This is a genomic window from Baekduia sp., assembly GCF_035996765.1.
In the GTDB taxonomy this organism is placed as follows: Bacteria; Actinomycetota; Thermoleophilia; order Solirubrobacterales; family Solirubrobacteraceae; genus Baekduia.
Genome location: NZ_DASYJG010000085.1, coordinates 24,195 through 48,213, shown reverse-complemented (window position 1 = coordinate 48,213; position 24,019 = coordinate 24,195). Strand labels below are relative to the sequence as shown.

At 69.6% G+C, this 24,019-nt stretch carries 12 protein-coding genes; 5 read left to right on the top strand and 7 right to left on the bottom strand.

Translation table 11 applies throughout. From position 1 onward, the window contains the following. Positions 1-25: 25 nt before the first annotated feature. A complete protein-coding gene (gene katG / locus VGO10_RS18805) occupies positions 26-2,254 on the bottom strand; it encodes a catalase/peroxidase HPI (protein WP_327471262.1) in 2,229 nt (742 codons plus the stop codon). After that, complete coding sequence (locus tag VGO10_RS18800) at positions 2,247-2,720, bottom strand: Fur family transcriptional regulator (RefSeq protein ID WP_327471260.1); 474 nt, start codon at positions 2,718-2,720, stop codon at positions 2,247-2,249. The genes katG and VGO10_RS18800 overlap by 8 nt, the downstream gene beginning before the upstream one ends. Positions 2,721-3,274: 554 nt before the next feature. On the opposite strand from VGO10_RS18800, the gene VGO10_RS18795 reads away from it, so the two are divergent. The 3 genes from VGO10_RS18795 (at position 3,275) to VGO10_RS18785 (ending at position 8,995) form a co-directional block, all read left to right on the top strand. Then, complete coding sequence (locus VGO10_RS18795) at positions 3,275-3,634, top strand: hypothetical protein (protein WP_327471258.1); 360 nt, start codon at positions 3,275-3,277, stop codon at positions 3,632-3,634. A 238-nt stretch (positions 3,635-3,872) separates the two neighbouring features. After that, positions 3,873-5,993 (top strand): hypothetical protein, encoded by a 2,121-nt coding sequence (locus VGO10_RS18790; RefSeq protein WP_327471256.1) that lies wholly within the window; start codon positions 3,873-3,875, stop codon positions 5,991-5,993. A gap of 35 nt (positions 5,994-6,028) precedes the next feature. Then, positions 6,029-8,995, top strand: coding sequence for a hypothetical protein (locus VGO10_RS18785; protein ID WP_327471254.1), 2,967 nt, complete (start codon positions 6,029-6,031; stop codon positions 8,993-8,995). Here the strand turns inward: VGO10_RS18785 and VGO10_RS18780 are convergent. After that, entirely contained in the window at positions 8,961-9,662 is a 702-nt protein-coding gene (locus tag VGO10_RS18780; RefSeq protein ID WP_327471252.1) for a TetR/AcrR family transcriptional regulator C-terminal domain-containing protein, read from the bottom strand. The genes VGO10_RS18785 and VGO10_RS18780 overlap by 35 nt on opposite strands. A 114-nt stretch (positions 9,663-9,776) precedes the next feature. On the opposite strand from VGO10_RS18780, the gene VGO10_RS18775 reads away from it, so the two are divergent. Beyond that, positions 9,777-11,903: an MMPL family transporter gene (locus VGO10_RS18775; protein ID WP_327471250.1), complete on the top strand. Its 2,127-nt coding sequence runs from the start codon at positions 9,777-9,779 to the stop codon at positions 11,901-11,903. Between the two features lie 56 nt (positions 11,904-11,959). Here VGO10_RS18775 and VGO10_RS18770 read toward each other — a convergent pair whose 3' ends face one another. The 4 genes from VGO10_RS18770 to VGO10_RS18755 form a co-directional block, all read right to left on the bottom strand. After that, positions 11,960-15,499, bottom strand: coding sequence for a hypothetical protein (locus tag VGO10_RS18770; protein ID WP_327471248.1), 3,540 nt, complete (start codon positions 15,497-15,499; stop codon positions 11,960-11,962). 9 nt (positions 15,500-15,508) lie between these two features. Continuing rightward, on the bottom strand, positions 15,509-19,489 hold the full coding sequence (locus tag VGO10_RS18765) for a hypothetical protein (protein ID WP_327471246.1): 3,981 nt from the start codon (positions 19,487-19,489) through the stop codon (positions 15,509-15,511). A 110-nt stretch (positions 19,490-19,599) separates the two neighbouring features. Next, positions 19,600-20,604 (bottom strand): hypothetical protein, encoded by a 1,005-nt coding sequence (locus VGO10_RS18760; RefSeq protein WP_327471244.1) that lies wholly within the window; start codon positions 20,602-20,604, stop codon positions 19,600-19,602. A gap of 160 nt (positions 20,605-20,764) precedes the next feature. Then, the gene (locus tag VGO10_RS18755; RefSeq protein WP_327471242.1) at positions 20,765-21,877 is read right to left on the bottom strand and encodes a TetR family transcriptional regulator; all 1,113 of its coding nucleotides are present in this window, start codon (positions 21,875-21,877) and stop codon (positions 20,765-20,767) included. Between the two features lie 103 nt (positions 21,878-21,980). On the opposite strand from VGO10_RS18755, the gene VGO10_RS18750 reads away from it, so the two are divergent. Then, positions 21,981-23,924 (top strand): TetR/AcrR family transcriptional regulator, encoded by a 1,944-nt coding sequence (locus tag VGO10_RS18750; RefSeq protein ID WP_327471239.1) that lies wholly within the window; start codon positions 21,981-21,983, stop codon positions 23,922-23,924. Positions 23,925-24,019: the final 95 nt, after the last annotated feature.

The following is a 24,019-nucleotide window of genomic DNA, read 5'->3' as shown; positions in this document are numbered from 1 at the left end:
CGGCGGCCGACCCGGACGCCGAGCATCACCGCAGGTCGAACCGATCCAGGTTCATGACCTTGGTCCACGCGGCGACGAAGTCGGCCACGAACTTCTCCCGCGCGTCATCGCTCGCGTAGACCTCGGCGAGGGCGCGCAGCTCGGAGTTCGAGCCGAAGACGAGGTCGGCGCGGGTGCCGGTCCACGTCACCTCGCCCGTCGCGGCTTCGGTCGCCTCGAACGTGTCGCCGGATGCCGGCTTCCACGCCGTGCCGAGGTCGAGCAGGTTGACGAAGAAGTCGTTGGTCAACGACCCCGGGTTCGATGTGAGGACGCCGTGTGACGATCCGCCGGCGTTCGCACCCAGGACGCGCAGGCCGCCGACCAGGACGGTCAGCTCGGGCGCGCTGAGCGTCAGCAGGTTCGCGCGGTCGAGCAGCAGGTACTCGGCCGGCAGGTGGTGATCGCCCCGAATGTAGTTGCGAAAGCCGTCCGCGGACGGCTCGAGCGCGTCGAAGGACTCCACGTCGGTCTGGTCCTGCGACGCGTCGGCGCGGCCCGGCGTGAACGGGACCGTGACGACGTGGCCCGCGCTCTCCGCCGCCCGCTCGACGGCCGCCGAGCCGGCCAAGACGATCAGGTCGGCGAGCGAGACCTGCTTGCCGCCGGACTGACCGTTGTTGAAGGCCTGCTGGATCCCTACGAGGGTGCTCAGCACGGTCGCGAGCTGCTCGGGGTCGTTGACCTCCCACCCGCTCTGCGGCGCCAGGCGGATGCGCGCGCCGTTGGCGCCGCCGCGCTTGTCGCTGCCGCGGAAGGTCGAGGCCGACGCCCACGCGGTGGAGACCAGCTGGGCGACCGACAGGCCCGAGTCGAGGACCTGCGCCTTCAGCGACGCGACGCCCTCGGCGTCGATCAGCTCGTGGGTGACCTCGGGCAGCGGGTCCTGCCAGAGGAGCGTCTCGTCCGGGACCTCGGGGCCGAGGTACCGCGCGAGCGGCCCCATGTCGCGATGCGTCAGCTTGAACCAGGCGCGCGCGAAGGCGTCGGCCAGCTCCTCCGGGTGCTCGTGGAAGCGCCGCGAGATCGGCTCGTAGATCGGGTCGAGCCGGAGCGCGAGGTCGGTGGTGAGCATCGTCGGCGGGCGGGCCTCCGAGGACTCCGTCGGCCCGGGGATGGTCCCCACGCCCGCACCGTCCTTGGCGACCCACTGGTGGGCGCCGGCCGGGCTCTTAGTCAGCTCCCACTCGTAGTTGAACAAGTTGTCGAAGAACCCGCCGCCCCACCGCGTCGGCGTGGACGTCCAGGTGACCTCGATGCCACTGGTGATGGCGTCCGCGCCGTGGCCGGTCCCGTAGGAGCTGCTCCAGCCGAGGCCCTGCTGCTCGAGCGACGCGCCCTCGGGCTCGGGGCCGACGTACTGGTCGGGGTCGGCCGCGCCGTGGGTCTTGCCGAACGTGTGGCCGCCGGCGATCAGCGCGACGGTCTCCTCGTCGTTCATCGCCATGCGGCGGAACGTCTCGCGGATGTCCTTGGCCGAGGCGAGCGGGTCCGGGTTGGCGTTCGGGCCCTCCGGGTTGACGTAGATGAGGCCCATCTGGACGGCGCCCAGCGGCTCCTCCAGCTTGCGGTCGCCGGTGTAGCGCTCGTCGCCGAGCCAGGTCGTTTCGGGGCCCCAGTAGACGTCCTCGTCGGGCTCCCAGACGTCCTCGCGGCCGCCGGCGAAGCCGAAGGTCTGCAAGCCCATCGACTCCAGCGCGACGTTGCCGGTGAGGACGATCAGGTCGGCCCAGGAAAGGCTCTGGCCGTACTTCTGCTTGACCGGCCACAGGAGCCGGCGGGCCTTGTCGAGGTTCGCGTTGTCAGGCCAACTGTTGAGCGGCGCGAAGCGCTGCTGGCCGGCGCCGGCGCCGCCGCGGCCATCGCTGATGCGGTAGGTGCCGGCGCTGTGCCAGGCCATCCGGATCATGAACGGGCCGTAGTGGCCGTAGTCGGCGGGCCACCAGTCCTGCGAGGTCGTCAGCAGCTCGGCGATGTCCTGCTTGACCGCGTCGAGGTCGAGGGACGTGAAGGCCTCGGCGTAGTTGAAGTCCTCGCCGAGCGGGTTGGCCACGGCGGGGTTCTTGGCGAGGATCTTCAAGTTGAGGCGGTCGGGCCACCAGCCGCGGTTGCCGCCGCCCTGGGTCGGGTGCGCGGCGCGCTCGTGCGCGACAGGACAGCCCTCGGTGGGCTCCTCGTTCATCTCGCGGACAACGGCATCAGGATGCTCAGACACGGGGACTCTCTCTTGGATCAGGGGTTGTACTAGGGGAACTTGCGGCGGCCGCCGAGCACGCGGGGCACAGGCCGTGGAAGACGACCTCGGCCTCGTCGATGGCGTAGCCCGTGTGGTCGGCGGCGGTCAGGCACGGCGCGGCGCCCACGACGCAGTCGACGTCCTCGATGGCACCGCACGACCGGCACACGACGTGATGGTGGTTGTCGCCGACCCGCGACTCGTAGCGCGCCACGGAGCCGGGCGGGTGGATGCGCCGCACCAGGCCCGCGTCGGTCAGCGCGCCCAGCACGTCGTAGACGGCCTGCTGGGAGACCTCACCGAGACGCTCGCGCACGGCGTCGAGGATCGAGCCCGTGTCGGCGTGCGGCTGGTCGTACACCGCAGCCAGCACGGCGACCCGAGGGCGCGTGACGCGCAGGGATGCCCCGCGCAAGAGATGCTCGTAGTCGTGGGTCGCCGGCACTGGAGCAGTGTGCCACAAATTCTGGAAGCGTTCCAGATTGAGCGCCTGACGAAGGACGCTCTGGCAGCAATCCGTTGACAATCGAGGTGTGGTTGCCGCCTTGGCTCTGGCTTCAGGAATAAGTGGGTGTATAAACATTCGCGAACCGTGAAAGATCCTCGCCTTACACGGTTACTGACAAGACAAGACGGCGAGGGTGATGCACCCGGTACCTGTGTGTGAGGTGCTGGTAACTGTTCTGACCTCGGCGTTCGCCGGGGCAGTTTCCATACCATGATGCCCGCATCGGGGGATGCGGGCGAGGAGGAAGTAATCACATGTCTCTCCGGAAGATCTTGCTGCTCGCGGCAGTGTCCGCGATCGCAGCGATGGCACTCGGGGCCGGCTCGGCCTCGGCCTCGGTATTCTGCTTTAACACCACGAGCCCATGCACGGCGCCCAATACTGTGCCTGCTGGTCATGTGCTCACTGGAGCCAGTGTTGGAACGCCAACGCTGACGGGCACGTTGGCGGTGACTTGTGCCTCGTCGGCGACGAAGGAGGTCGTCACTAGCATGACCACTGTGCACATCCAGAGCCTCACGTTCTCGACCTGTCACATCACCGGTAGCTCGAGCACCTGCACCGTGGCCGCCAGCGCCAAGACGGGCCACTCGGTCTTCGCGACGACGACGGTCGACGGCGTGAGCGCGACGGTCACCTGTCTCGGGATCCCGTGCACGTTCACGGGCGCCGGCGCTGGCCAGAGCGTGACGGGCAGCAACATCGCTGGCACTAACAGGATCGCGTTCACGAACGTCGCCCTCAACGCCTCGGGTGGCCTCTTCTGTGGCACGTCCGGCCAGGAGACGGTGACGTACGCCTTCACCGACGACAACACTGGCGGCGCGCCGGTGTTCATCACCTCCTCTTAGCCAGCTGGCCCAGAGCGAGGCATGACCTCGAGCGGCCGCCGCCGAGCGGCGGCCGCTCGAGCGTTTCGAGAAGAAGCGCCGGCCCGTCTACTGGTTGACAATCACAGATGTTTCTAAATATGGTGGCGCTCGCTATTGGCGAGGATGAGGAGTTGGTGGGTCACGCGCTCCGACATCGTGGTGGCACCCCGAATCGACTGGAGCTGCGCAAATGCGGAACATCTGGAGGAGCGTGACGGTGACCGCTGCGCTTCTGTGCGCCGTCGCGTTCGCGGGTCAGGCCGCGGCCGCGTTACCCGACGGGCGCGCCTACGAGAAAGTCTCCCCTGCCGACAAGAGCGACCAGGGCGTCTCCTACGACCACTCGGCCAGCTCGTCATCGGGCAACACCATCGCGTTTGCGGCGCTCAGCGCTTTCGGCGACTCGCAGGTCGGGTCGATGGCCAATCAGTACGTGGCGACGCGCGAGCCAGATGGCTGGAACGTGCGCTCGGTCTTCCTGCCGCAGGGGCCGATCCGCGAGCAGGTCCCCCCGCCCTCCACGCAGAGAATCTCAGGCGACGCGGCGAAGTTCGTCGTCTCGGGCAGCGTCGCGGGCCTTCCGGGCATCCCGCCCGGCGTCGTCAACCTGTATGCCCGCAACGGCATCGACGGTTCGGCGCGCCTCATCACGACGGCGGGCCCGCCGCCCCCCGCGCCGACCTACACACCGTTCTTCGGCGCGGCCTCGACAGACTTCAACCACGTGGCCTTCACGGGTGCTGCGGCGCTGCTGCCCGGCGCGCCCGCCGACCATCGCAACGTCTACCAGTGGGATGACGGACAGCTGCAGCTGGCGAGCATCCTCCCCAACGGCCAGCCTGCGCCCGACGGCGCCGTCGTCGCACCCGACGCCAGCGAGCCGAGCCGGCGCGCGATGTCGGCCAATGGCTCACGGCTCTTCTTCACCGCCGGGCCGCTGGTCGACGCCGGCACCTTCCCGAGCCCCCTCTACCTGCGCGAGCACGGGACGACCACGCAGATCAACGCATCCCAGCGCACTCCTGCGGTGCCCGGCGACGACACCGCCACGTTCTGGACGGCGAGCACCGACGGATCGCAAGCCTTCTTCACGGCCGGTGACCAGCTCACCGACGACTCCACGGCCGGCAACGGGAACCAGGATCTCTACCGCTATGACGCTGGCAGCGGCGCCCTGACCGACCTCACGCCCACGGCAGGCGGCGCCCAGGTTCAGGGTGTTCTCGGAGACGCGAGCGAGGACGGCTCCTATCTGTACTTCGTGGCGCTCGCACAGCTGGACGGGACGCTCGGCATGCCCGGGACCGCCAACCTCTATCTGTGGCACGAGGGTGACCCCATCCGCTTCATCGCGACGTTGGACGCGCTCGGCGATGGCATCCAGTGGGCAACGCAGACCCTGCACCAGGCATCAAGGGCCGTGACGCCCGACGGCCGGCATCTCGTCTTCACGTCGGACTTGTCCTTGACGAGCTATGACAGCGCGAGCTTTACCGAGGTGTACACCTACGACGCCGTCGAGCATCGGCTCGCCTGCGTCTCCTGCGATCCCGGCGGCGGTCCGGCCACCGGCTCCGCCGAGGTGGCGGCGGGCGACAGCTTCGCGAACATGGCGCAGTCCCGGCGGACGATCACCGACGACGGCGCTCGCGTGTTCTTCGACAGCCCGGACGCGCTCGTCAACGGTGACACGAACGGAACGCAGGACGTGTACGAGTGGGAGGACAACGAGGTGCATCTGATCTCGGACGGGACCAGCAACGAGGTCGCCACCTTCGCGGACGCGAGCGCCGACGGACACGACGTGTTCTTCACCACCCGCGCGCGGCTCACGCCCGATGACACGGACGCGCTCGGCGATCTCTACGACGCCCGCGTCGGCGGCGGCCTTCCGCAGCCGGCGGCGCCGCACCCATGTTCGGATGACACGTGCCAGGGATCGATGTCCCTGCCACCGCCGGCGCCGGTCGTCGCATCGATCGCCTTCTCCGGACGTGGCAATGGGCCGGCGGTCCAGCGGCCGGCCGCCGCCAGCGTCAAGATCGGCAAAGTCGCCGCGGTCCGCGGCACGAAGGCGTCACTCAGGATCACGGTCAACGTCACCGGCAGGCTCGCGTGGTCGGGTCGCGGCCTCGTCAGCGGGAGCCGGAAGCTGACCAGAGCGACGACGAGCAGGCTCACCTTCTCGCTTTCCCGATCGGCCGCCAAGACGCTAGCGGCCAAGCGACGCTACAAGACGTCGCTGCGGCTGACGTTCACGCCGACGTCTGGCAGGGCCGCGACGGCGACCGTGTCCTTGACATTCAGATCCAGCACGACGGCGCGGAGGGGCAAGTGATGCGGCGGCTCGCGGTACTCGCCGGCGCCTGCTCGATGGCCCTCGCACTCGCGGGCCCGGCGCAGGCCGACTTCGGCATCAGCTCCTTCCACAGCGAGATCATCAACAAGGACGGCAGCGCGTCGACCCAGGCCGGTGGCCACCCGTACCAGGTGACGACCACGATCGACTTCAACACGATCACCGACGTCAACGGCGCAATCGCCCCGGACGATCAGGTCCGCGACACGCGGGTGGATCTCCCGGTGGGGCTGACCGGCAATCCGTCCAGCGCCTCGAAGTGCACCGAGACACAGCTCGAGACCCGCAGTTGCCCGGCCGACAGCCAGGTCGGCGTGGCGGCGATCACCATCAGCGGAGGGTTGTACCTCGGCGTGCCCGTCTTCAACATGGTGCCCGCGTCCGGTCAGCCGGGGCAGTTCGCGTTCAACGTCGTCAACGAGACCGTGCACCTCGACGCGATGGTCCGCAGCGACGACGACTACGGGATCTCCATCAACCTCTCGAAGATCCCCGAGCCGCTGCCGATCGTCTCGACGACGCTGGTCTTCTGGGGCGTGCCCGCCGATCCGTCACATGACGCGCAGCGTGGTTCGGGGATGATCTGCATCGCCGACATCAACGATCCGGCCAACTGCTTCGGCGGCGGCAGCACCTCGACCCTTCCGCCGACCCCCTTCCTCACCAATCCGACCAGCTGCTCCGGCGGCCCGTTCGCCGTCAAGCTGAGCGCGGACTCGTGGACCCATCCCGGCGTCCCCGTGAAGGCGAGCTTCGCCTTTCGCGACAGCTCGTCGAACCCGCTGACCATGAAGGGATGCGATCGGGTTCCGTTCGCGCCCACCGTCACCGCGACGGCCGACGGCCGTCGCGCGGGCGCACCGAGCGGGCTCAGCGTGAACGTGCACGTGCCGCAAAGCAACGGCGCGGCCGGCATCGCCACGTCGGCGATGCGCAAGGCGGTCGTCGAGCTCCCGCCGGGGATGGCGGTCTCGCCGTCTTCTGCCGACGGCCTGGGCGCTTGCACCCCAGAGCAGATCGGGTTGCACTCGACCGCTCCGCCGGCCTGCCCGGACAGCTCGAAGCTCGGCACGGTCGAGGTCGACACACCGCTCCTCGACGAGCCGCTGAAGGGCGCGGTGTACCTGACGGCGCCGACCGACCGTCAACTCCTTGCCCTTTACCTGACCGCGTCGGGTTCCGGTGTGCAGATCAAGCTGGCGGGCACGATCGACGCCGACCCGACGACGGGGCGGCTGACGGCGACGTTCGACGACAACCCGCAGCTGCCGTTCTCCGATCTCACGGTCACGTTCAAGACCGGACCGCGCGCGGCGTTACGCGCGCCGAAAGCCTGCGGCGCGTACACGACGCGCGCGCTGCTGACCCCGTGGTCGTCGGTCGACGGCACCCCCGTCGCGTCCGACAGCCCGATGCCGATCGACCAGGACTGCGATCGGGCCGGCAAGTTCGAGCCTGCGCTGAACGCCGGGCTTGTGGACCCGACCGCGGGCGGCTCGTCGACGTTCGTGTTCGACGTCACGCGACCCGACGGCCAACAGGACATCAGCTCGATCGACAGCACGTTGCCGCTCGGCCTGCTGGCCCGCCTGCGCGGCGTCCCGCGGTGTCCGGAGGCGCAGGCCGCCACGGGGACGTGCGGGGCCGAGTCGCGGATCGGCAGCACGACGGTCGGCGCAGGCGCCGGCCCCGCGCCGATCTTCCTGCCGCAGGCCGGCAAGGCACCCACCGCCGTCTACCTGGCCGGCCCCTACAAGGACGCGCCGTTCTCCCTCAGCGTCGTCGTGCCGGCACAGGCCGGCCCCTACGACCTGGGCACGGTCGTGGTGCGCGCCGGCATCTACGTCGACCCGGTCACGGCCAGGGCGAGCGTCAGGTCCGATCCTCTGCCCACGATCCTGCGGGGGATCCCGCTCGACGTCCGCGAGGTCCGGGTGACCATCGACCGGCCGGGGTTCATCATCAATCCGACGAACTGCTCGGCGCAGGAGGTCACTGGCACGATCACCAGCGCCGCCGCCCAGGCCGTCTCCGTGGCCAACCGCTTCCAGGTGGGCGACTGCTCGTCACTGCCGCTCAGGCCCAAGTTGTCGTTGAGCCTGTCGGGGAAGGGCCAGACCACCGACGGCAAGCATCCCGCGCTGTCGGCGGTCCTGAGCCAGAAGCCGGGCCAGGCCAACCTCAAGCAGGTCGCGGTGACCCTTCCGCTGAGCCTGGCGCTCGATCAGCGCAACGCGGGATCCGATGACCTCTGTGAGTTCACCGCGGGGCAGCAGACCATCCCGGACTGCCCGAAGAACTCGATCGTCGGCAGCATGACAGCGAGGACGCCGGTCCTCGACGACCCACTCACGGGGCCCGTGTACTTCATCAAGAACGTCCGGACCGATCCGAAGTCGGGTCGTCAGATCAGGACGTTGCCGACGCTCGCGACAGTGCTCCAAGGCGATGGCGTGACGCTGGTCCTGCGGGCGACGACAGCGGTCGTGCAGAAGCACCTCGTGACGACCTTCGCGAACCTCCCCGACGCTCCGGTCTCGGACGTCACGGTGAACATCAACGGCGGACCGAAGAGCATCCTGGTGGTCTCGGGCGCCGACCTCTGCAAGGCCACCCAGATCGCCGACCAGGCAGTCGACGGGCAGAACGGCAAGGTCCGCGACGCCGAGGTCACGATCACCACGCCGTGCCGGCTGGGGGTGGCGGCATCGAGTCACACCTCCTCGTCGTTGAAGGTGACGGTCGGAGGACTCAGCGCTGGAATGGTCTCGCTCTCGGGCAAAGGCCTGGTCAAGACCAGCCGCGCGATCAAGACGGCCACCACGGCGACCCTCTCGGCGCCGCTGACCGTGACGGTCCGTCGCGCGCTGGCGCGCGGGCGCGAGGTGAAGTTGGCGGTCGCGGTGACGTTCACGCCGGCGGGCGCGAAGAAGGCGCAGCGGATCGTCAAGCACCTCGTGATACACGGGGCTGTGCGCTGAGCAACTGCTCCAGGCGGTCGAGGATCACGTCGAGCCCGAAGAGGAACGCGGCCTCGTAGTCGTAGCCGGACTCGGCGACATAGCCGCCGACGACCTCGACGAGGTGCGGGTAGTCGGCCAGCACGGCGGCGTAGTCCTGCATCTGCTGCTGCGCCGAGGCCGCGAAATCCTCGGGGGTCTCGGGCGACATGTCGCTCTGCTGCAGGGCGAAGCCGTAGATGTAGGAGTCCTGGACCGAGTAGGCCTGGACCGTCAGCTGCACCGAGAAGCCGGCGCCCCGCAGGCACCCCAGGACGGCGTCGTGGAGGCGGAGGTTGTTGGGCCCGTGGTCGCTGCGGCCCTCCATCTCGCCGATCGCCCAGCGGTGGCGGGTGAGGGCCTCGCGGGTCGAGATGGCGCGCTTGCGCAGTTCGTCCTTCCAGTCGCCGTCGGCCGAGGGCGCCTCGATCTCGCCGAAGACGAGGTCGATCATCCCGTTGAGGAGGTCGCCCTTGTTGGCGACGTGGTTGTAGAGCGACATCGCTTCGACGCCGAGCTCCTTGGCGAGCTTGCGCATCGTCAGCTCCTGCGCGCCTCGCTCGTCGGCCAGCGCGATCGCAGCCCTGAGGACGCGCTCACGGTTGAGCGGCGTCCGCTTCGGCGGGGTCTCTTTTCTCCTGACGGCCATCTGCGCCTCCGGGCTTGACTTGCTTACGTCGTAAGTGTAGAACTATCGACACCAACTTACAACGTAAGTACCTTCAGGAACGAAAGGACGGACCAGATGTCGAACCGCAACGCGATGGCCGCTCTCACCCGCTGGGTGCTGGGCCACAAGAAGCTCGTCGTCGGGGTCTGGCTCGTCCTGGCCATCGGCGGGTTCGCCGCGATGAAGCCCGCGGGGGACGCTCTGTCGACCTCCTTCACCATTCCTGGGAGCGAGGCCTCCAGCGCCAACAGCCGCATCGCCGAGGTCTATGGCAACGGTGGCGACGTCGCGCCCATCGTGCCGGTCGTGACGCTGCCCCGGGGCACGACGGTCGACTCGCCCGGCGTCGCCGCCGAGTTGGGCGCCGCGATGGCCAAGGTCAAGACCGCGCTGCCCGCCGCCCGCATCGCGTCCTACGCGTCAACGCATGACCGGGGCTTCGTGTCCGGCGACGGTCGGACGACCTTCGCGCTCGTCGCGATCCCGGCGCTCGGCGGGGTCAACCCCGGGCAGGCCGAGGCGCGCAAGGCGCAGCAGGCGCTGGCGGGCGTCACCGTCGCCGGCGCCCCGGTCCGCGCCACCGGTCTTGACGCGCTCCGCGAAGCGGCCGCCAACGGTGAGCATGCTGGTGGAGCAAGCCTTGCCGTGGAGGCCCTGGTGGCCGGCGTCGGCGCCCTCCTCGTCCTGGTCTTCGTCTTCGCGTCGTGGATGGCGATCGTCCCGCTGCTGATGGCGATCGTCGCCATCCCGACGACCTTCCTGCTGATCTGGCCGCTGGCGACCGCCACCGACGTGTCGGTCATCGTCAAGTTCCTGGCCGCCCTGATCGGCCTGGCCATCGCCATCGACTACTCGCTGCTGGTGGTGGTGCGCTGGCGCGAGGAGCGCCTGCGCGAGAACACGACCAACGAGGCGGCGATCGTCAAGGCCATGGAGCACGCCGGCCGGGCCGTCGTCTTCAGCGGCAGCACCGTCGGCATCTCGCTGCTCGCGCTCGTGGCGCTGCCCGTGCCGTTCCTGCGCAGCCTCGGCATCGCCGGCATGCTGATCCCGCTCGTCAGCGTCGCGGTCGCCGTCACGCTGCTGCCCGTCGTCCTGGCCACGGTCGGCCCGCGGCTCGACCGGCGCCACACCGGGCGGACCGATCACGCCGGCCGCGGCTGGTCGGCCTGGGCGCGCATCATCGTGCGCCACCGCTGGGCAGCCGCCGTCACCTCGGCCGCCGTCCTCGGCGCGCTCGTGCTCGCCGCCTCCACGATCCAGCTCGGCAACCCGCGCGCCGACTCACTGGCGCAGGCGGGCCCGGCGCGCGCGGGTCTTGACCAGCTCGTCGACTCCGGCATCGGGACCGGTCCGCTGTCGCCGTTTGACACGCTCGTCCGCTCGGGTGATCCCGAGGTCGTCGTGCACGCCCTGAGCGGCGTCGACGGCGTACGGGCCGCGGTGGCGCCGAGGGCTTGGCGTCGCGGCGCGACGGCCCTGCTCGCCGTCATCCCGACGCAGGACGGCAACTCGCCCGCGGGCCGCGCGACGCTTGACCGCGTTCGGGCGGTGACCAGTGAGCTTCCGGGCAAGGTCGTGACGGGTGGCGAGGCGGCGCAGAGCGCCGACTTCCTCGACGCGGTCTACGGCAACTTCCCGCTCGTCATCGCGCTGATCTCCGCGCTCACGTTCGTCCTGCTGGCGCGGGCGTTCCGCTCGCTGATCCTGCCGCTCAAGGCGGTCCTGTTGAACCTGCTCTCGGTCGGTGCCGCCTGGGGGCTGATGGTCCTCGTCTGGCAGCACGGCGTCGGATCGCAGGCAATCTGGGGCATTGGCGCAACGGGCTCGATCAACGTCGAGATGCCGATCGTCGTCTTCGCCTTCCTGTTCGGCATCTCGATGGACTACCAGGTGTTCATCATCAGCCGGATGCGCGAGGCGTTTGACCGGACGGGCTCGACGGAGGCGGCCGTCATCGAGGGGATCGGCCGCACGGGCCGCCTGGTCACCAGCGCGGCGTTGATCCTCGGCCTCGCCTTCGTCGCGATGAGCGCCGGCCCGGGCACCGAGGCCAAGATGTTCGCGACCGCGCTGGGCGGCGGGATCCTGCTCGATGCCACGCTCGTCCGCGGCGTGTTGGCTCCGGCGGCCGTGGCGATCATGGGCCGGTGGAACTGGTGGCTGCCGCGGCGGCCGGCACGCGTGCTGCGGGTCGCGCCGTCAGGGGTCGGGGTCTGAGACGCGGGGCCGGGTCGCGGCGCGCTCGCCGCGACCCGGGTGTCGTGCCGCCCTTGCTACTTGGTGGTCTTGTGGGCCTTGGCGGGGCCGGTGGGGTCGAAGGAGACCGTGACCTTGCCGGGCTTGCCCTTGGTCCGCTTGGCGGTGATCGTGGCGACCGTGGACTTGCTGATGGTCTTGGTCGTCTTCTTGATGCCCTTGCCGGTCACGGTGACCTTGCCGGCGCCGAGACCGCCAACCTTGACCGCGACGCTGGTCTCGCCGACCTTCTTGGACACGATCTTCAGCGCGCACGCCGGCGTCTGGAGATAGATGTCGGCATCGGCGGTCTTGCCATTCTGACCATCGACCTGCTGCTCGGCCACCTGGGTGGCCTTGCAGATGTCGGTGCCCGAGACGACGAGGATGCCGTGCTTGCCACCATCGATGTTGAGCTTGAAATCGCTCACCGGCGCGTCCGGGATCTGATCAAACGTGTTGACGAGGTGATCGTCGACGACGTTGCTGGTCCCCGTCAGGTTCAACCGCACCCCGTTGGGCCCGGTCAACGGGACCACCAGCTTAGGCAACGTCCGGATCTGCCGACCCGACTTAGCGTCGATGCGAATGTTCTTGACGAAGTACACCGGCCCCGTCAACGGCCCGTCGAGGATCGGCGTCCTCGCCGTCGCCGTCCCGACGATCGACGTCTTCGGACACGTCGGCTCAACCTTCGACCCATCGGTGAACTCACACAATCCCTGCGCGTTGTCGGGATCCAACGCCAGCGAGAGCGGCAGCGTGACGACGACCTTCTTCAGGTTCGCCTGCCCGGGCTTCTGGGTCAGCGTCGCATCCACACCGGGATGCTTGTCATCGGTCGTCTGACCCTTGCCGGTCAACGCGATCGCCAGCTTGGGATCGACAGCCAGCGCCGAGCAGTTGCCGACCTGGAAGTGGCTGGAGACCGCAGCCGAACCACCCTCCCACGACCCGATCGATCCGGCGATGCTCATCGGGTCACACGACGTCGGGTTGATCATGAACCCGGGGCGGTCGATGTTGACGTCGATCGATCGGATCCGTGTGGGGAAGCCGTCGGTCTGGCCATCGCGGCCGGCCACATCGAGGATGTGGGGCACATCATCGGAGATGACGGTCACGTGGGCGTCGGTCGGATCGACCTGGATCGCCGCACGCACAACGACGGTGCCGAGGTTGAACGGCCCGGCGATCGCCGGCACGACGATCGACAGACCGTACGGACCACCCTTGTACGGACCGGTCAAGAACACCTTGCCCGGCAGGTGGAACGGATGCGGGCCCGGGCCGGCAGCCGCGTCGGTGCTCCCGATCTGCGAACCGCCGGGACACGTCCCCGCCGAGGCATCGGCATCCGAGCACAGCGGCACCGAGCCGACATTGGCCAGCACCCCGCCCGGCAGCGTCGTGGTCACCGACTTGATGTGCTGCTGCCCATCGGCGCGGTCGAGCTGCAACGCAAAGCTCGTCGCGTGCCCGGCAGACGGATTGGTCACGCCGGCCGTGAAGGCCGGGGCAAACCCGCCCGTGCACCCCGAGGTGATCGAAAAGACCGAGCTCGGCATCGATGGCGGCCCCGAGTCCGGCGCCGACCACGGCGTCAGCTCGCTGGTCGTCGTGAAGGACCCGCAGCTCTCCGGCGTGGCCAGCGTCCCGCGCGTCCCGCCGAAGAAGTGCAGCTTCAGATCGCTGAACGGGAACTGCGGGTTGTTGTCAAACGTGCCGGTGATCTGCCCCGTCTGAGGATCAGACGTCAGCTTGCCGGGGATCTTGATCACGACACCCGTCGTTGGGTCATCGACGACGATATAGCCCGCCAGCACGGATCCGAACGGGTTGTCGTTCTGGGCACCCAGATAGATCGCGCCGGTCAACGTGTCGGGCAGCAACGGCGTCGTCAACGTGACGGTGCCGATCTTCGACGCATCCGGACACGACGGCTCAGCCGCGCTGGCCAGATCGATCTGCGCCGACGAGCATGACGCCAGCCCATCGGCCGAACCCGGGTTCACCGTGAAACCCGAAGGCAACGTCACCACTGCCTTCTTCAACGGCGGCGTTGCCAAGGTGTTCGGGCCCTGAGGCTGCGGCACCTTGATATCCACGTCCACCCCTGACGGACTATCCGCAACCGTCGTGTCCGGCTTGACCGACAGCGAGGACTCGAAGTGCAGCTTGTTGCAGCCCGTCACCGGCGGCGACGAGGAGGTCGCAGATTTCCAGTCCGGGTCTGCGAGGTCGGGGGTGCCATCCCCGTTGACACGCCCCGGGTGGCTCCAAGAGTCCGAGTAAACCGACGTCACCAGCGGCCGTCCGCTGCAATCCGAGGGGTTGGTCAGGAACGGAATCGGCGATTCGCCACTCTGGTCCTTGACTGCCGGGATGCCGTAGAAGGTGGCCGTGATGTCGGTGAGAAAGACCTGCGGCACCTGAGACGTCGTCGTGCGCAGGACGTAGCCGTCGGGGCCGGGGACGACACGCGCGTAGAGGATGTGCGAGATCTTGAGCGCGTCGGCGAAGCCGAACTCGGCGGCAACGCCGTGCTCAGGAACGATGTTGAAGATCGGCCCGCCGTTGTGCGTCGTGCCGAAGATGTCGGTGGCGCCGGCACCATGGGTGAGGATGTGGCCGACCTGCGTCGCCGCAGGGCAGCTGCCGGGGCCGGAGAGCTGCGCGAGCGTGCATCTCGGGGTCGAGACGGACGACCCGAGCAGCCCGAGCGGCAGATCAACGACCACGTCACGGACGTCCTCGACGCTGGTGAATCCAAAGGTGGGGTTTGCGGCCGTCGACCCGAATCGATTCGCAAGGTCGATGCGCGTCACGAGCTCGTAAGGATGCGCAGCGGCCTGCGTGTCGGCGGTGCCGTCGGCGTCGCTGATGGTAGCGGTGAGGGCGGACATGCCGAACGTCGGGGTCTCCGAGCTGATCTGATTGTGGAGGGTGGTGGAGATGGCGGGGGCACCACCGCCTGCGACCGTGCCCGAGCTGGTGAGCGGACCGGAGGCGCCCGGATCGTCGACTGTCACGTAGATGATCATGCGGAGGCTGTCATCGGGAGCTATGGGCGGAAGGCCGAAACCGCTCGTGTCGAGCTGACATGAGACGGGGTTGGTGGACGCAGTCGGCGTCGCGGTGCAGAGCCCGTCGGACAGGTCCCGGTCGAGGAGCCCCGCCGCTTGGGCCCCGTGCCCGGCCCAGACGAACTCAATGCGCTGGACGGTGAGGCCCGGCGGGAGCGTGTCGGTGAGCGTGACCGGTGTACCGTCCGCAGACTCAGCGCCGGCATTGGTCGCCGTGAGCTGGTAGCTGTCGCAGAACTGCCCGCTCACCGTGTTGTTCGTCAGCGTGTCGACACACGGCGCAGCGTTGTGGGCCGCAGAGAAGTTGGTGGGGGTCGCAAAGTTGTCGAGCCTCCAGCCAGGGACCGGGTTGGTGGTGGCCCCTGCCGATCCCGCGTCCGCTCCGAGCGCGAGCAGCGTGAGCGCTACGACAAGCAGTGTGCCGATCCAGCGTCGGCGCGCCGGGGCGAACATGCGGGCCCGCGTTGCGGTCATCTTGGTCTCCTTGATCATTCCCGTCACCTATGCCTTGACCGTCAGTGAGACCGTGGCGGCAGACGATGCACCGCCGGCGGGCGTATAGCCAATATGGATTGTCACTTTGAGCTTGCGCTTGTGTCTGAGTGCTCGCTTCTCCTTGGCCGTCAAGTTCACACGCACGCGGTATGTGCCGGCTTTCGCTGGCGCGCTCCTCACGGTCTGAACGCCGGCGCCCGAGACCGTGACGCGCCCCTTGCCCGGCACGCTGATTCTGAGCATGAATGTCGATCCATGGACGATACGGCTGAGCAGCTTCGCTTTGGTCCTCGGGGCTGAGATCAGAGGTGACGCGTTCCCGGGCCCGTTGAACGTGACGCTCGCCGCCGTCGAAACCACCGGCGGGAAAGTGGGCCTGCCCTGGCAGCCGTCTCCGGAGCATGGCTCGGGCGGCGGCGTGTAGGGAATGCCCCCGCCGATCCGGGCGTCGTAATAGTCGAGCTGGGTGTCAGTGTCCTGCGGTACGAGCCGATCGGCCGATGTGAAGAACACGTTCGAGCCCGTCACATCCGTGCCGAGCAAGCTGACCGAGCTGAGTCCGTCCAGAGGAGGAGCGGTGCCTCCGGGCAACGCGATCGCGGAGCCATCGCGGCCGTCGGAGATCAACGAGACACGGCCCGCATGCCACTCGTAGACGTTCTGGGCGTATGACGGTGCGCCCTGGAACCTCCCGACCTCAACGTTGTCGAGCGCACCGGGCGTCAAGGCCGCCGGGTCTTGGAAGAAGATCCGTGAGCCGTCATCCGAGATGGTGCGCCCGATGGTCGACGGCACGATGGTGACCTGGTCGGCGGCGTTGTTCCCATTGTCGTTGAATCCGTTGTTGCCGATCGATACGCGGATCAGCGCTCCAGACTGCGCGTCATAGCGGAACGCCTGGGGCACCGTGCTCGTGTCGTCCGGGGTGAGATGGCCGTTGCTGACGAAGGCGAGGAAGCGCCCGTCCGGCGTGGCGTTGGCATAGCCAGAGAAGAAATCAGAACCGTCGAGGAGGTATTGGACAACGGTAAATTGCTTGTCCGAGTCCGGGAGGCGGGCGATGAACGCCGTCTGACCGGTACCGGTATCGAAGACGTAGAGGTTGTTCGCACCCTCGCTGGCGACATCTCCGCCGACGCTGGGTGCAGCGGTGAGCACACCCTTGGCGATGAAGTAGATGTGCGATCCGTCTGAGGAGACCGCCGTCACGCCCCGGACCCGCGGGCCGTTGCCGGAGCTGTCGCCGGCAGAGACCGCCGTCAGCTCATGACCCGCGGGCTTCGTGAAGTCATAGACGTAGAGGTTGCAACCACCCGACCCGGTCGTGTTGAGACAGTTTCCTGCGCTGTCGCCGGGCGTGTCGTCTTCTGAGGCGGCGTCGGTCAGCTGCTGCGGCGAGAGGAAGACCGCCTTCGAGCCGTCCACGGAGGCCTGGACGAAGTTGGCGTCCGCCGACGACGAGGTGGTGCACGCAACGGTCGTGCAATCCGCGGGCGAACGGCCAGAGATGGCCACCGTATGCGCTGCGGAGGTCGTGTTGTCGACGCGGGCGTAGATCGCGTCGACGGGCACTGGCGTGACGGCGTTCGCGCCAGAGCCGACGCACCCATCCCCGCCGTTCGCGGTGACGAAGATCACGCGACCATCGGCCGAGAGTGCATTCGGGGTTCCGCCGGCGATGGTGAAGTTAAGCGCAGCGCCGAGATTGGTTTGACAGGTGCTGATCAGGTCCGTGCTGCCCTGGCCACCGCTCACCCCCACCAGCAGCGGCGCGGTGTTGCCAGAACCCGCGTACTCATAGACCGACTGTCGGCCGGTCTGCGTGGCATCGAAAGGCCACTTCTCCGCTTCAGGCTGAGCGCCGTCCGGGGACAGGGTGTACACGAACCGCGAGAGGTCGGAGGTGAACGCCTGTCCCCCGGTCGGAGCGCCCAAGGCACCGCCCGACGGGGGTGTGACCGGGCCGATGTCCACATACGAGCCGTCCGGAAGACGACCGTAGAAGTCGTTCTGACCGTGCGGCGGCGTCGGGCCTGGGGTGACGCCGGCGCCGCTGTCGTTGTCCCAGCCGCCAAGGCTGGTGCCAGCAACCAGGCTCACCGGCGGCGCGAGCGCATGTGCCCGCCAGCCTGCGTCGGTGCGCGTGAAGCGCACCAGGCTCCCGACCTGGCCGCTGTCGCCATTGCAGGAACCGGCATCGCCGAAGCACTGCACGGTGGGCCCGTTGACGGCCTCGCCATCGCTCGCAACGCCGGCGGTGGTCCCGAAGAAGATCGCGGGCGGTATGAGCGCGCCGTTCTTGTCGACCGGTGTCACCTGCTCGTACGCGCGGCCGTCCGGGAGACCCTGGCCGCTCGTGCCATAGACGAACGTGTGGTCCGCGCCCGTCGTGGTGCCGCTCGCGCTGGTGGCAAGGACACGGAAGTGGTAGGTGGTGCCGGCGGTCAACCCCGTGAGGTGCTGGGAGACATCGATGTCACCCGTACCCGCGCCGATGTCAGCGTCCGGGACCGGGATCGAGGTCCCGTAGGCCATCGTGGCGCCCCACTCGAAGTGATAGGTGGTGTCGATGCCGCGCGGATTGATCCGCGCCGTGAGGTCGGCGGCGGTGGCCGTCAGGTTGATGGCGGAGGCCCCGGTGATGACCGGCGGCGGCGGCGTCGAGAACGTGGCGTCCTGCCCTACGCTCGAGCCGTCGGCGTTCGCTGCCTGCAGGCGAAAGTGATAGGTGGTGCCGACGGCAAGACCCGTGAGGTCAGCATGGACCGCGACGTCACTCGTCCCCGCGCCCGCGACCTCGGCACAAGGAACGGTCGCGCCTGCGGCGTACGGGTCGGCCGCCGAGGCGCTGAAGTGAGCGTCGTCGACGTAGGCGAAGTGACAGTCGGTGACAGCGACGCCGGCCGGATTGACGGTCCCGTTGAGCGTTGCGGTTGCTGAGGCGATGTTCGAGGCCGAGCCGGTTGTGACGTCTGGAAGGGCGATCGAGCCGAAGACGGCGATGCGGTCGTTGCCGGCATCGGCGGCATAGATGGTCCCGCTGGCCGGATCGACGGCGAGGCCCGCCGCGCCATTCAAGTTCGAAGCGCCGAAGCTGTCGGCCGGGTCGCACCCGACGTTCGGGACGGGAACGCAGGCCGGGAAGGCGTAGTGCTCGATCGAAGCGCCGGTGTCGACGTAGAGATCACCGCTGACGGTGTCGGCGGCGAGCCCAGTGGTCACATTGGACGCGGTGGCCTGGCCGATGTCGGTGCCGTCCGACTGAAACTCCTCGACAGATGGGTCCCCGTTGACCTTGAAGAAGTTCCCTGCCCCGTCTACCGCGAGCCCATTAGAGCTCGTCCCGCGCGCGGTCGTGAAGTCAATGGAGAACGTCCCGTCCTGCGCGAACTCGAACATGCGCGTGTTGATGTCGAAGACGTCGAGCGTGCCGGCGTTGTCGACCGCGATACCGGCGAGTGGCCCGAACGGCCCATCGGTTGCCGTGGAGCCGTCGAGCTGTCCGCCCGCGCCCCAGGCCGCGACGAGGCTCCCTGACGCGCTGAACTTCTGGATCAGGTTGGATCCGGTGTCGCCGACGTAGACATCGCCGTCGGAGGCCCCGCCGGAGTTGTCGACGGCGATGAACGCCGGAGTGGTGAACTGCCCCGCGCCGGAGCCGGGGAGGCCGGCCTGACAAGCGAGCGTGCAGGTCTCAAACGACGGAAGCCCATCGGCGACGCCCCAGCCCCAAGCGCGGAGGAACGCGCCGGACGACGAGAACTGCGCGACACGGAAGTTCGCGGTGTCGGCGACGTAGATGTCACCCGTCGTGACGTTGGCCGCCACAGCCGAAGGAGCCGACAGCTGCCCGGCACCGGAACCGGAGCTGCCGAAGCTCGACGAGAACGCGTGGGTTTGGACGGCCGAGGCCGACGCCACACCGAAAACGAGCAGCGCGACAGCGGTGAGCGTGACCAGCGGCGCGAAGCGCAGACGGCGAACCAAGCTCCCCGACGCTCCAGTGCCGCCATCAACCAAACGGTCAGTCATGCAGGTGGTCCCTCTCCTGGTGTTCTCGATGCTCATCAAGTTGTTGGTGTTGCCAGCCGACACGCTCATCGCCCCGCCCCCGATCGGCTCGCAAGCTCCGCCCGGCCCGAACCCAGCGACCGCGCCGCCTCGCACCCCGCATCCGTCAACCGCCACGCATTGCGGCGGCCTTCCTTGCGGTGCACGACGACCCCCGCGGACTCCAGGCGGCCGAGGTGGCGGCTCATCTGGCTCTCGTGACGCACATCAACCGCGCGGGCGACGGCGATGTTGGTGGCGTCGGGATGCTCGTGGAGGTACTCCAGCGTCTGGCGCGTGAGCTCGGTGACCAGCAGGCCCGGCTGACGAAAAGCGCCGGCATCTGACGGCGTCCAGCGCGTCACGAAGGCGGTGTTGTGACCCTCGGCGCCGGCGCGGATGACCGCGCGGCGCCGGCCGATGAAGGGCGCGAGCAGGCCGTAGGTCGCCGCGCTCTCCAGATCGGCCTGCGGGGCCTCGTCGGTGAGGTGACGGCGCAGCAGCTCCCACACGCCGCCGATGGCGGCGGCGAGCACGATGTCGGCGGCCGGCCCGATGCTCGGCGGCTCGCCGAGGAGGCGGCCGATCGTGTCGATCGTCGCGCGCCGGCGGTTCAGCGCGTCGTTGCCGGCGACCAGCGGCGCGACCACGCAGAGGTAGCCGAGCACCCGGTCGGCGCAGAGCGTCCCGACCGCGGCGCGCGTCGCGGCGACCGCCCGGTCTTCCCACTCGTCGCCCGCGGCGTCGGCCGCCTCGGCCACGCAGTCGATCAGGCGGTCCTGCGCGACGCCGAGGGTCTCGAGCAGGCAGGCATCGCGATCGACGTAGAGCTCGTAGAAGGTGCGGCGCGAGATGCCCGCCCGCTGGCAGACGTGGTGCACGCCGATCGCGGTGTTGCCCAGCTCGGCGACCAGTTCCCCCATCGCGGCGACGAGGCGGTCGCGCTGGGTCGGCGAGCCGCTCGCCAAGGCGAGTCGTCGCACGGCGCGGGAGCCGTCGCCCTGCGCAACGGCAGGGGCCATCGACGTCCTGCGAGCAGGAACAGCGGACACGTCATCTCCTCCAGCAGTGATCTCTCAACCCACGACGAACGCCACCCGGCGCCCGCCGCAACCCCACACCCCGGTCGCTGCCGAAGCGGCAACCCCAAGTGCGAACGGCACCGTAAACCCGGGAATGTGTGAAGTCAAGTTTAAGCGGTACGAAATTTTTCTAGATGCTGGCGTCGCGCGCCGTCGCGGCGGTCCACCAGCCGTCTGCGCCGCCCGCATCGCGCTCACGGCGCACCAGCCCCTCGGCCTCCAGGCCCTGCAACCTGCGCCGGACCTCCGAGCGCGAGCGGATCCCGAGCCCCTGGCGCACCTCCTCGTCGCCGGAGCCGGGATGGGCCGCGACGAAGCGCAAATAGCGCAGCAGCTCGACCGCGGCGAAGGCGTCATCGTCGTGATCGAGCGCCAAGCCGAAGAACCACGCGTCGCCCAGCGCCTCCAGCGCGACCCGCTCCGCGCGCCGGCCCACGTGCTCGCCGGCCGCTCGCCGGCGCTGCACCCCGGCGACCACCCGCCACAGCGTCGGCCCGTCGCGCCGGATGACCGCCTCGCGCACCAGCACCTCCAGGTCCTCCTCGGCGCCGGCGTCCAGGAGCCCCTCCACGGCCGCGGCGTCCAGCGGCGGGTGCGGTCTGACCGCCGGCACGTCGGCGGGCGGCGGCGCGTCGGTGAACGGCGCCAGGGCAAAGGCCGCCAGCTCCTTGCGCCGCGCCAGCAATGGCTGATCGGGGTCGCAACGCAGCCCGTCGACCGCGATCGCGTCGATCGCCGTCAGCATCGTCTCGACGCCGAGCCCGCCGGCGGCCGGCAGCGCCGGCCGGGTCGCCAGCGCCTCGAGGACCGGCGCGCGCAGGACGTCGCGCGCCGCCCGGGCGCGCCGACCCGCGGCCGGAACGTCGCGCAGGCAGGCCAGCGCCCAGGCGCGGTCGCAGTCCAGGATCGCCAGGTAGGTCGTCAGCGCGGCGGCCGCGCCGCGCTCCCAGTCGCGCTCGGCGCGCAGGGCCCGCAGGATCTGCGGGATCGCGTAGGCGGCGGCGATGTCGTAGGCCCACATCAGCGCCTCCTCCTTGCCGGCGAAGGTCTCGTAGAAGACCCGCTGCGTGACGCCCGCGCGCTCGGCAATGGCCGTCTCGGCCGCCTGGTCGTAGCCGTGCTCGGCGATCTCGCGCACCGCCGCGTCGACGATCCGTGCCCGGCGGTGGAACGCCTGGGCCTCGGGCGGGAGGTCTTCGAGCTCGGTCGCGTCGATTGAAGCAACGTCGCTGTTTCCGAACATGGGCGGATATTAGACCCATCGCCAAGTTCTCCGATAGCAATCTTTTGTCATTGGCGCTTTGCCGCCCCTTTTGGACCCGGGCGGCGAGTATCCTTGCGCGGGTATGACGCCCGCCCGTCCAGGTTCGCCTCGCCAGCTGCCCCGTGGCCGTCACACGCTGGATGCCGAGACCGTGGCGGCGCAGCAGCGCGCGCGCCTGCACGAGGCCGTGGTGGACCTGCTGGCCGAGCGCGGCTACGGCGCCACGACCGTCAAGGACCTGACCAACGCGGCGGGCATCTCGACGATCACGTTCTACGACCTGTTCGACGGCAAGCCGGAGCTGGTCCTGGATGCCTGCGACGCGATCATCGCCTCGGCGTGCGCGACGCTGCAGGCACGACCGGTCGCCGGCGGGGAGCTGCGCGACCGCCTTGCGACGGTGCTCACCGCCGTCGTCGAGACGATCCTCGCCCGGCCCGATGCCGCACGCCTCGTCCTGGTCGAGGTCGCCGCCGTCGGCCAGCTCGGCCTGGCGCGCCGTCGCTCGCTGACCGCCGGCCTGCACGACCTGCTGCGCGGAGCGGCCACGGTGGACGGCTCACCGGTCATGTCCGACGCGGCGCTGACGGTGCTGGCCGGCGGCACGCTGGCGGTCTTCGACGGCCACCTGCGCGCGGGGCGGCTGCGCCCGCTGCGTCCCGCCGCCGCGGAGCTCGCCGCCTGGGGCGCGATGTACGAGACCTCCACCCCGCGCCCGCTGCCGCCTCCGCGCGCGGCGCTCGTGCCGCCCCAGCCGGGCGGCCCGCCGTCGCCGTCGCCGCTGCCGCGCGGCCGGCACGGCCTCCCGCCCGGCTACGTGCGCCGCCATCAGCGCGCCCGCATCCTCGAGGCCGTCCTGCAGGTCTCGGCCGAGCACGGCTTCGAAGCCGCCTCAGTCCGGGAGCTGCTGGTCGCGGCGGGCGTGTCGACCGAGGCGTTCTACGAGCACTTCGCGTCCAAGGAAGAGGCCTGGGCCATCGCCTTCGACCAGGCGTTCGTCGAGCTGTTCGCCGCGGTCTGGCACGCCGCCCTCGCGGAGGCCGACCGCACGGCCAAGGTCACGTCCGGCGTCGACGCCGCGCTGGGGCTGCTGTCCTCCGACCCCGGCCACGCCCGCCTGCTGCTCGCCGACGCGCCGTCGGCCGGCCGGCCCGGGCTGCCGGCCATCGACGACGCGCTGCGCGCCTTCACGCGGCTGGCCACCGGGGCCACCGCCGGGCCCGGCGTGCCCAAGCTCGTGCCGGCGGCGATCGTCGCCGGGATCGTCGAACTGCTCGCCGGCTGGGTGCTCGACGGGCGGACGGGGCAGCTGCCCGAGCTGCACGCGCCGCTGGTCGAGGTCATCCTCACGCCGCCGCTGGGCCTGGCGGCCGCCGGCCGCGCCGCCGACGCCATCCCGAGCGCGGCGGAGCCCGCCACCGGACGCGACGACCGCCGCCTGCTGATGGACGCCTTCGCCCAGGCCGTGGTGCGCGACGGCCTGGCCGCGACGCGCCTGCCCGACGTCGCCCAGCAGGCCGGCGTCGAGCTCGACGTCGCCAACGCCCTCTTCGCCGACGAGCTCGACGCCGCCACCCAGACGCTCAACGCCTGGGCCGGCCAGCTGGTCGTCATCGCCGCCGGCGCGTTCCTCACCGCGGCCGGCGACCCGCCGCTGGCCGCGCACCGGGCGCTCGAGGCGGCGCTGCACCACATCGCCCGCACGCCCGCCCTCTCGGCGCTGGTCGTGACCGACGAGCCCGGGCTCGTCCCCGCCGTCTCGGCGATGCGCACCCGCTACATCTCCCTGTTCTTCCAGCTCATCGCCGTGCAGGTCCCGGCCGCCGACCAGCGCGCCGGCCAGCCGCTCGCCACGCTGGAAGTGGTCCTCGACGGCGTCATGGCCGTCCTGCGCCGCTACGCCCAGCAGGACCGCATCGCCGAGCTGCCCGGCGAGCTGCCCACGCTGGGCCTGCAGTGCCTGACGCCGTTCTTCGGCGCCGACGAGGCCCGGCGCGTCGCCGGCTCGCCCGCTGCCGCGCGCTGACCGTCCTTCGGGAACACGCGCGTACCCGAGAGCCGCAAAAGTCTCTCTAATCCTGGTGGATTCCCCTGAACGCGGCGCGTATGGTGACACCTATG